Origin of the sequence: Streptomyces sp. DH41, from assembly GCF_029813785.1 — a bacterium.
In the GTDB taxonomy this organism is placed as follows: domain Bacteria; phylum Actinomycetota; class Actinomycetes; order Streptomycetales; family Streptomycetaceae; genus Streptomyces.
In genome coordinates this window covers 19,377-28,191 of record NZ_JARVKY010000049.1, presented here as the reverse complement: position 1 = coordinate 28,191, position 8,815 = coordinate 19,377, and the positions used below count along the sequence as shown (strand labels likewise).

6 protein-coding genes are annotated in these 8,815 nt (G+C 71.8%); 3 read left to right on the top strand and 3 right to left on the bottom strand.

The genetic code is table 11. The annotated features are described in order from the left end of the window. Positions 1-451 precede the first annotated feature (451 nt). Both QC283_RS38830 and ptsP read left to right on the top strand, forming a co-directional pair. Complete coding sequence (locus QC283_RS38830) at positions 452-901, top strand: PTS sugar transporter subunit IIA (protein ID WP_279566506.1); 450 nt, start codon at positions 452-454, stop codon at positions 899-901. A gap of 77 nt (positions 902-978) precedes the next feature. Beyond that, on the top strand, positions 979-2,649 hold the full coding sequence (ptsP, locus tag QC283_RS38825) for a phosphoenolpyruvate--protein phosphotransferase (protein ID WP_279566505.1): 1,671 nt from the start codon (positions 979-981) through the stop codon (positions 2,647-2,649). A gap of 71 nt (positions 2,650-2,720) precedes the next feature. Here ptsP and QC283_RS38820 read toward each other — a convergent pair whose 3' ends face one another. After that, complete coding sequence (locus QC283_RS38820) at positions 2,721-3,611, bottom strand: hypothetical protein (RefSeq protein ID WP_279566504.1); 891 nt, start codon at positions 3,609-3,611, stop codon at positions 2,721-2,723. Between the two features lie 121 nt (positions 3,612-3,732). Further along, a complete protein-coding gene (locus QC283_RS38815) occupies positions 3,733-5,709 on the bottom strand; it encodes an acetoacetate--CoA ligase (RefSeq protein WP_279566503.1) in 1,977 nt (658 codons plus the stop codon). A 213-nt stretch (positions 5,710-5,922) separates the two neighbouring features. On the opposite strand from QC283_RS38815, the gene QC283_RS38810 reads away from it, so the two are divergent. Next, complete coding sequence (locus QC283_RS38810; RefSeq protein ID WP_279566502.1) at positions 5,923-8,280, top strand: glycoside hydrolase family 31 protein; 2,358 nt, start codon at positions 5,923-5,925, stop codon at positions 8,278-8,280. Here QC283_RS38810 and QC283_RS38805 read toward each other — a convergent pair. Next, positions 8,271-8,807 (bottom strand): NUDIX domain-containing protein, encoded by a 537-nt coding sequence (locus QC283_RS38805; protein WP_279566501.1) that lies wholly within the window; start codon positions 8,805-8,807, stop codon positions 8,271-8,273. The two genes, QC283_RS38810 and QC283_RS38805, sit on opposite strands and share 10 nt — an antisense overlap. Between the last annotated feature and the right edge of the window lie 8 nt (positions 8,808-8,815).

Here is an 8,815-nt window from a genome sequence, read left to right as displayed (position 1 = left end):
ATCAGGTCGGGGTATCAACATATCTGGCGTTGACTTTTGGCACGCTGTTGAGTTCTCAAGGAACGGACGCTTCCTTTGTACTCACCCGAGAGACTCTCTCAGGCTTTCCTCCGGGCGCTTCCCTTCGTTGTTCCCAACACTATCAGGCTTTCCCGGTGCTTCTGACCACCGTCCTGCGGGCATGCAGAAGGCGATCCAGCGATAGGATCTGACGAGTTGGGTACTGCCGGGGCGAGGACGCCTTGCTTCGCATCGCTCAACCTCAGGCAGGAGTAACGACTGTACACGGAGCCGTGGAACGGGTGCAAATCCGTGGGGACTGTGGTCTAGACCTCTAATCGGAACACTCATGCGGAACCGGTACTTCCTATGACATACGCTGCTGCTCAGTGCGCCGTCCGGGACAGGCAGTGACGGCCCGTATATATCTCCGCCACCTGGGAGGCTTCCCATGACCACCGTCTCGTCCCCGCTCGCAGGACGTGCCATCGGACTGGCCGCTGTGCCCGATCCCGTCTTCTCCGGGGCCATGGTCGGCCCGGGTACCGCCATCGATCCCGTAAGGGAGCCTTCCGAGGCGGTCGCCCCCGTGGACGGGGTGATCGTCTCTCTGCACCCGCACGCCTACGTCGTCGTCGACGAGAGCGGACACGGTGTGCTGACTCATCTCGGCATCGACACCGTGCAGCTCAACGGTGAGGGTTTCGAGCTGCTGGTGAACAAGGGCGACACCGTCGTGCGAGGGCAGGGCGTGGTCCGCTGGGACCCGGCCGCCGTCGAGGCCGCGGGCAAGTCGCCGATCTGTCCGATCGTGGCCCTGGAGGCGACGGCCGAGGCCCTCACCGATCTCCGTGAGGACGGCGAAGTGTCGGCCGGCGAGAGTCTCTTCCTCTGGAAGTGACGTCGACGCCGTCGTACGACGGCTGATAGGACAACCACCGCGGCGGCGGGACCCGCCGCACTATCGGGACGGGTGAGATGGAGACAACGCTGCGAGGCGTCGGTGTGAGCCACGGTGTGGCGATCGGCGAGGTTCGGCACATGGGCACGGCGGTGCTCGAGCCGCCGGCCAAGCAGATTCCGGCTGAGGACGCGGAGCGCGAGCAGGGGCGCGCCCGCAAGGCCGTGGAGGCTGTGGCGGCCGACCTGATGGCGCGCGGCAATCTGGCGGGGGGCGAAGCCCAGGCAGTGCTCGAGGCCCAGGCCATGATGGCCCAGGACCCCGAGCTGATGTCGGACGTGGACCGGCGGATCGCCGTCGGCAGCACGGCCGAGCGCGCGGTGTACGACGCCTTCGCCGCGTACCGCGCCCTGCTGGCCGGAGCCGGTGAGTACCTGGCCGGCCGTGTGGCCGACCTCGACGATGTGCGGAATCGTATCGTCGCCCGTCTGCTCGGGGTGCCGATGCCAGGCGTGCCGGACAGCGACGAGCCGTACGTGCTCATCGCGCGGGATCTGGCGCCCGCGGACACGGCGCTGCTGGACCCGACTCTGGTCCTCGGTTTCGTCACCGAGGAGGGTGGGCCGACCAGTCACAGCGCGATCCTCGCGCGGGCGCTCGGCGTGCCGGCCGTGGTGGCGCTGCCGGGCGCCGGGGAACTGCCCGAGGGCACGGTCGTCGCCGTGGACGGCAGTACCGGCGAGATCTTCGTGAATCCCGGCGAGGAGCAGAAGGCTCGGCTGCGGGCGGAGGCGGCCGAGCGCAAGGCGGCGCTGGCCGCGTCGACGGGACCGGGTGCGACCTCCGACGGTCACAAGGTGCCGCTGCTCGCGAACATCGGCGGTCCCGCGGACGTGCCCGCGGCGGTCGCCGCCGGCGCGGAGGGTGTCGGTCTCTTCCGTACCGAGTTCCTCTTCCTCGACGACAGCGAGAACGCGCCGTCCGAGGAGAAGCAGGTCGCCGCCTACCGGCAGGTGCTGGAGGCCTTCCCCGAGGGCCGGGTCGTCGTGCGGGTGCTGGACGCCGGCGCGGACAAGCCGCTGGACTTCCTGACTCCGGGCGACGAGCCGAACCCGGCGCTGGGCGTGCGCGGGCTGCGCACTCTGCTCGACCACCCGGACGTGCTGCGCACCCAGCTGACGGCGCTGGCGAAGGCGGCGGAAGGGCTGCCCGTCTACCTCGAGGTCATGGCCCCGATGGTGGCGGACCGGGCGGACGCCAAGGCGTTCGCGGACGCGTGTCGCGAGGCCGGTCTGCGGGCGAAGTTCGGTGCGATGGTGGAGATCCCGTCCGCCGCGCTGCGGGCGCGATCGGTGCTGCAGGAGGTCGAGTTCCTGTCGCTGGGAACGAACGACCTCGCGCAGTACACCTTCGCCGCCGACCGGCAGGTGGGCGCGGTGTCCCGGCTGCAGGACCCGTGGCAGCCGGCCCTGCTCGACCTGGTCGCGCTGTCCGCCGAGGCCGCCAGGGCCGAGGGCAAGAGCTGCGGTGTCTGTGGTGAGGCCGCGTCGGACCCGCTGCTGGCCTGCGTACTGACCGGTCTGGGCGTCACCTCCCTCTCCATGGGCGCGGCGTCACTTCCCTATGTCCGGGCGACGCTGGCGAAGTTCACGCTGGCGCAGTGCGAGCGTGCCGCGGCGGCCGCTCGGGCGGCGGACAGCGCCGAGGAGGCGCGGAACGCCGCTCAGGCGGTGCTGTCCGGCGAGTAGGTCCGGGCACAAGGCCGCCGTCGTCTGCGGTGCGGGGCGTTCCACCTTCGGGTGGGGCGCCCCGCTCGCGTTCAGTGGTGGTGTCCCGGCGGCAGGTGGTCGTCGCCGAGGTCGGGCGGCGCGCAGTAGTCGACGTTGGACTCCGGGGAGATCAGGTCGCCGGACTCGACGTCGGTGCAGTAGGCGTCGAAGACCTCACCGGCGGTGAGGGGTTCCAGACGGTACCCCCGCAGGCGCCAGCCGTGGATGCGGTCGGCGCCGCCCGGGCTGCTGATGCGCATGACGAGGCCGCCGGGGCTGTGGGTGGCGAGTCCGAGGGCAAGGACGCTGGTGAATTCCAGGGCTTCGGCCTCGTCCATGTGCGGGACGCCGTCGATGTCCTCGTCGGCGTGCAGGACGGAGATGACGGGTTCCGGGGAGCCGGAGACGCTGCAGACCAGGTGCCGGTCGCCCGGCGGGGCCGTTTCGAGGACGCGCAGGAGCAGACGTGTGGCCCGGGTGAAGGCGGCTCGGCCGAGATCCTCGCCGCAGGTGGAGCAGCTGCCGAGGCGGGCGAGCAGGGTGGACGTGTATTCCCACGTGGCCTGGCGGACGGCTTCGTCGACGAGGTCCGGGAGGAGGTCGGCGAGAGGCTGGCCCTCGTACGGGACGGCGGGCCCGCCGGCGGCGAGTTCGGCGGTGAACCGGGTGCGGCTGGCCTGGGCGTCCGGGTCGAGGCCCGTCGCCGAGCAGAAGTCGGCGTACTCCTCCGGGTCGAAGAGGGCGACGGTGGTGTGGGTGCCCTGTGAGGCACGTGCCCTGAGCAGGGCCTCCACCTCGTGGAGATAGGTCGCGTGGTCGTCGAAGGTGAAGCTGCGGTAGCGCCGCATGGCGCGGAAGTCGTGTTCGTCGGTGAGCAGTCCGATGGTGCCGGCGATTTCCCGGCGCAGGAAGCTTCGTGTGGTCTGGTCGGTGTGCGCCATGTTTCCCCCTGTGCACAGTCGATCAATGCTCACTCACAGTAACCGGTGGCACTGACAACGGCGTCGGGGCGGGCCCGTGATCCGGCCGCCGTACGGGTCGGCCGGATCGTTGAAGGCCTGGTCAGGTGCGTTTGCGGGCGAGGTCCTCGTAGAAGTGGAGCAGGTCGAGGTTGTCGATGGAGCCGGGGTTGACGGCCTTGTCCAGTGGGGTGCCCTGGAGGAGGCGCTTGACCGGGACCTCGATGCGCTTGCCGGTCAGGGTGTGCGGGATGCCGGGCACCTCGATGACCTCGTCGGGGACGTGACGCGGGGAGAGCTGTTCGCGGATGGTCTGTTTGACGCGGTTCAGCAGGTTCTCGTCGAGGGCGGTACCGGGGGCCAGGTGCACGAACAGGGGCATCCAGTAGCCGCCGTCGGGCTGTTCGACGCCGATGACGAGGGATTCCCTGATCTCGGGCAGCCGCTCGACGGCCTCGTAGATGTCGGCCGAGCCCATGCGGACGCCCTGCCGGTTGAGGGTGGAGTCGGAGCGGCCGTGGATGACGACGGATCCGCGGGAGGTGAGGGTGATCCAGTCGCCGTGCCGCCAGACGCCGGGGTAGGTGTCGAAGTAGCTGTCGTGATAGCGGCTGCCGTCGGGATCGTTCCAGAAGCGGATGGGCATCGAGGGCATGGGGTTGGTGACGACGAGCTCGCCGACCTCGTCGGTGAGGGGTGCGCCGCTGGGGTCCCAGGACTGCAGGTCGGTGCCCAGACCGGGGGCCTGGAGTTCGCCGATGTAGACCGGGAGCGTGGGCACGGCGCCCGCGAAGCAGGAGCACACGTCGGTGCCGCCGCTGACGGACGCGATCCACAGGTCCGCCCCGCTGGCCGCGAACTCGTCGTGCAGCCAGCGGAAGCCGTCGGGCGGCAGCGGAGAACCCGTGGTGGCGACGCACTGGACCTGGGAGAGGTCGTGGTCGCGGGCCGGGTGCACGCCGGCCTTGCGGCAGGCCATGACGTAGGCGGCGGAGGTGCCGAAGAGGGTGGCCCCGGTGCGTTCGGCGATGCGCCACTGGGCGCCGGTGTCCGGGTAGCCCGGGCTGCCGTCGTAGAGGACGATCGTGGTGCCGGTGAGCAGGCCGGAGACGAGGAAGTTCCACATCATCCAGCCGGTGGACGTATACCAGAAGAAGCGGTCCCCGGGACCGAGGTCGCAGTGCAGGCCGAGCTGTTTGAGGTGCTCGACCAGGATGCCGCCCTGGGACTGGACGATGGCCTTGGGCAGGCCGGTGGTGCCGGAGGAGTAGAGCACCCACAGAGGGTGGTCGAAGGGCACCTGCTCGAAGACGGGGTCCGTGTCGGCGGACGTCAGCGTCTCCCATTCCAGCGCGCCCTCGGGGGCCTCGGTGCCGAGGAGCGGGATGTGGACGACGGCGCGCAGGGTGGGCAGTTCGCGGCGCAGTTCGGCGACGGTGTCGCGGCGGTCGTGTTCCTTGCCGCCGTAGCGGTAGCCGTCGACGGTGAACAGGACGACGGGTTCGACCTGCTGGAAGCGGTCGAGGACGCTGCGGGCGCCGAAGTCGGGGGCGCAGGAGGTCCAGACGCCGCCCACGGCGGCGGTGGCGAGGAGGGCGACCACGGCCTGCGGGACGTTCGGGAGATAGCCGCTGACGCGGTCGCCGGGGCGTACACCGAGAGCGCGGAGTTCGGCGGCGAGCGAGCCGACCTGGCGTCGCAGTTCGGCCCAGGTGACGGGGCTCGGTTCGTGGGTCTCGTCGACGTGCAGCAGGGCCGGTTCGTCCGCGCGGGTGGCCGCCGCGCGCAGGGCGTGCTCGGCGTAGTTGAGCGTGGCGCCGGGGAACCACTGGGCGCCGGGCATGGAGCGGTCGCCCAGCACGCGCGCGTAGGGCGTCGAGAAGCGTACGTCGAACCATTCCGTGACGGCTTTCCAGAACGTGGCCGGCTCGTCGACGGACCAGCGGTGCAGAGCGGCGTATCCGCCCTCGGCGGGGGCGCCGTGGTACTCGGCTGCCCAGGTCTGGAACCTGGTGATCCGGGCCTGGGCGATGCGCTGCGCATCTGGCTGCCAGAGCGGCTGGGGGTTCACGGTCGACATGGGGCGGCTCCCGGACTGTGCGCGTCGTGTGCGTCCTGCGCGCACGGGCTGGGGTGTGCGCGTGACGCGGCTGACACGGACGATGCCATGTGATCGACTTCTGCACCAGGGCGCGCCCCACATAGTCGGTGTCGTGAAGATGTGGTCCCGTCACGGGTGAACGGCAGTTGAACGACGCCCGCGCGGGAGACTGTCGATGGCAGGGTGAGCAGCATGGACGGTCGTGACCTGGTGCGTTCGATGAAAGCGTTCGGTTCTGCGGGGGCGGCGCAGGGGTTGCGTACCGTACGGGCGGCGTGGCGCAGGCGGCGTGCCGACGCCGCGGGGCTGCCGCCGCGGGGTGCGGAGCGCGCGCGGGTGCCGGGGCCGGTGCGGGACGTGGAGCCCGGGCCCGGGGGCGGTGTCGTCCGGTTCGACCGTTCGGAGCTGCGCGTCCTGGTGGCCGTGAACGGCGCCGTCTTCTGGGGCTGGGACGGGGCCGGCCCGGAGCCGTCGTACGCGTTGGCGGGCCGTTGTCCGGAGCCGGATCCGCGGGCGGTGCTGGAGCCCGACAAGGACGGCGGCTGGCGGGTGGTGGCCGAGCGGGCGACGGTGGCCGTGTCCCGGCACGGTGCGGTCGAGGTCCGTACGCCCGGGGGTGTGGTCCTGCGCCGTGAGCTGCCGCCCCGCTGGTGGGAACCGGTCGGCGGGGGGCCGGCGCGCTGGACCCAGCGGTCGGAGGTGGCGGCGGACGCCCGGTTCTTCGGGCTCGGTGGACGGGCCGGCGGTCCTCGGCTGCGGAAGGGCACGTACCGGCTGTGGAACACCGCTCCGGGTGAGGCCTTCGCGCCGGGTGAGGATGCGTCGTCGGTCACGATGCCCGTGCAGCTGGTGGTGGCCGACGCGGGAACCCATCTTGTGTTCCACGACAGTTCGTGGGACGGCACGGTGGCGTTGCGCGAGGGCGAGGAGGGGTCGGGGTCCGGGCACGACCGGCCCGGGCGGAGTGTGCTGCGGATGGACGGTGGTCCGCTGCGGTGCTGGGTGACGGTGGGTACCCCCGCGCGCGTGCTGCTCACCTGGGCGTCGCTCACCGGTGCGCCGGCGCTGCCGCCCGCGTGGGCGCTCGGTCACCATCACGCGTGGTCGGGTCCCGGCGACGAGCAGGAGGTGCGCCGGGTCGTCGCCGGCCACCAGGAGCGCGATCTGCCGCTCGACGCCGTGCATCTGGACATGGGCCATCTCGACGCACATCAGGCCTTCACCGTGGACGAGGAGCGGTTTCCCAAACTGCCCGTCCTCGCCGAGGAGCTGCGGCGGGACGGGATCCGGCTGGTGTCGGTGGTCCCTCCCGCGGTCCCGGCCGTGCCCGGCAACGCCGTGTACGACAGTGGGACGAGCGAGGGCGTGTTCGTGCGGGACGCATCGGGACCGGTCCTCCGGGGTGTGGCGTCGCCCGGGGACGTCGTCTTCCCGGACTTCACTCACGCGCGTGCGCGTGAGTGGTGGGGCGGGCTCTACGAGGAGCGGCTCGGGCGCGGGTTCGCCGGGTTCTGGCACGACCTGGACGAGCCCACCTCGTTCGCCGCCTTCGGGGAGTCGACGCTGCCGCGTTCGGCCCGGCACTCCTTGGAGGGCCGGGCCGGTGATCACAGAGAGGCGCACAACGTGTACGCGCTCTGCATGGCGCGGGCCGGCTACGAGGGGTTGCGGTCCCTGGTGCCCGAGGAGCGGCCGTTCGTCCTCTCGCGGTCGGGGTGGGCGGGCACGCAGCGGTACGGCGGCACGTGGTCCGGGGGCGTGGCCTCGGGCTGGCCCGGGCTGCGGGCGTCGCTGTCACTGGTGTTGGGGCTCGGGCTGTGCGGGGTGCCGTACGCGGGGCCGGATGTGGGCGGGGCCGGTGGGAGTCCGTCGCCGGAGCTGTATCTGCGGTGGTTGCAGCTGGCTGCCCATCTGCCGCTGTTCCGCACGCGCGGGGAGCCGTGGGAGCTGGGTGCCGAGGTGCTGGAGCACGCGCGCGTGGCGCTCGTCGAACGGCGGCGGTTGCTGCCGTACTTCGTGACGCTGTCGCATCTGGCCCGGCGGACGGGCGCGCCGTATGTGCGTCCTGTGTGGTGGTCGACGCCGGAGGAGCGGGCGTTGCGGGACTGCGAGGACGCCTTTCTGCTGGGCGACTGTCTGCTGGTGGCGCCGGTGCTCGATCCGGGGGTGGACCGGCGGGCCGTGCGGCTGCCGCGGGGGCGCTGGTACGACGTGGTGACGGAGCGGGCGTACGAGGGGCCCGCGCGAATTCTCGCCGATGCTCCGCCGGCTCGGATTCCGTTGTTCGCGCGGGCGGGTGCGGTGATTCCGGTGCGCGGGGAGGACGGCGGGACGGAGCTGGAGGTGTGGGCGCCCGCGCGGGGGCGGACCGGCGGCGGTCTGGTCGTTCCGGACGCGGGTGACGGTTGGGTGGAACCGGAGATCGAGCGGTACGTGTCCCGTTGGGAGGGGCGGCGGGTCGTCGTGGAGCGGGAGTGCGAGGACGGCGTGCGCGAGCCGTCCCGCCCCGTGCGCTTCCGTGGGCTCGAGGAGCGCTCCGCTCAGACGTAGCGGCCCTCGAACCAGCCCCGGGCGGCCCGGGTGTGGAGAGGGAAGGCGAGCTCCTCCGCGCGGCGCAGCAGGTGCCATCCCTGGGTCTCGTTCGTGGCGGCGGACGGCGGGAGGGCCTCGGCCGGCCGTTCGGGGAGGAGACCGAAGAGCAGCAGGTGGCCGTCGGGCGAGCTCATGGCGTCGGCGAGCCGTACGTCGTGGTCGGCCGCGTCGATGCCCGTCTCCTCCTCGAGCTCGCGGACGACGGCCCGCCGCCAGTCCTCCCGGTCGTCGACGTAGCCGCCGGGCAGTGCGACGCCCCCGCGCGCGGGGGCCACGGTGCGGGTGATGACGACCAGGGCGGTGCTCTGCGTGTCGTACACGGGTTGGAGGGCGACCGCGACCGGCAGCGGGTTGCGGTAGGCCACGGTGCCGCACGCGGGGCAGGGGCGGGGCCAGCCGGAGACGCCCTCTCCGTAGGGCGTTCCGCAGCTCGAACAGTGGGAGTCCGGTGCGGAGTTGGGAACGGAGGTCTCGGTTTCGGACACGCGGCGGA

Excerpts from the sequence above, each read along its gene's own strand:
- QC283_RS38830 (WP_279566506.1), top strand. The coding sequence starts at position 452 with ATGACCACCGTCTCGTCCCCGCTCGCAGGACGTGCCATCGGACTGGCC.
- ptsP (WP_279566505.1), top strand. The coding sequence starts at position 979 with ATGGAGACAACGCTGCGAGGCGTCGGTGTGAGCCACGGTGTGGCGATC.
- QC283_RS38820 (WP_279566504.1), bottom strand. The coding sequence starts at position 3,611 with ATGGCGCACACCGACCAGACCACACGAAGCTTCCTGCGCCGGGAAATC.
- QC283_RS38815 (WP_279566503.1), bottom strand. The coding sequence starts at position 5,709 with ATGTCGACCGTGAACCCCCAGCCGCTCTGGCAGCCAGATGCGCAGCGC.
- QC283_RS38810 (WP_279566502.1), top strand. The coding sequence starts at position 5,923 with ATGGACGGTCGTGACCTGGTGCGTTCGATGAAAGCGTTCGGTTCTGCG.